This is a genomic window from Bacteroides sp. 519 (assembly GCF_010500955.1).
GTDB lineage: Bacteria > Bacteroidota > Bacteroidia > Bacteroidales > Bacteroidaceae > Bacteroides.
The window spans coordinates 1-329 of record NZ_QVMJ01000103.1 but is presented as its reverse complement, the minus strand read 5'-3'; the positions used below and the strand labels follow the sequence as shown (position 1 = coordinate 329).

Here is a 329-nt window from a genome sequence, read left to right as displayed (position 1 = left end):
ATAGCATCGTGTCCTGCCATGGCGGCTGCTATTCCACCTTTCTCTCCACGCCAGGACATTACCGTGGCTGTTGGTGCTAATCCGCCTTCCAGTATTTGGTAAAGAGTGTCAGCCAGTTTGGTGCACCAAATGACTTTGAAAATCTGATAGTAGGATAGCCAGAAGACATGAAATTCCCAATATGTATATCATATACAGAATTACGAACAATACCAAACTCTCCTAATAAATTATTAGCTTTTTGGGATAAAACAGGAGAAAAAGATACGCTCGTTATTGCTACACATGGTTTCATTAAGAAAACAGATAAAACGCCTTTAAGGGAGATT

General features: G+C 40.1%; 2 pseudogenes. One reads left to right on the top strand and one right to left on the bottom strand.

Annotation, left to right across the window (positions count from 1 at the left end):
* Window positions 1-145: 145 nt before the first annotated feature.
* Window positions 146-247 (bottom strand): annotated as a pseudogene (locus tag D0T85_RS22910) (fimbria major subunit); the annotation flags it as partial.
* Here D0T85_RS22910 and D0T85_RS22905 point away from each other — a divergent pair.
* Window positions 228-329 (top strand): annotated as a pseudogene (locus D0T85_RS22905) (type II toxin-antitoxin system RelE/ParE family toxin); the annotation flags it as partial. The pseudogenes D0T85_RS22910 and D0T85_RS22905 overlap by 20 nt on opposite strands.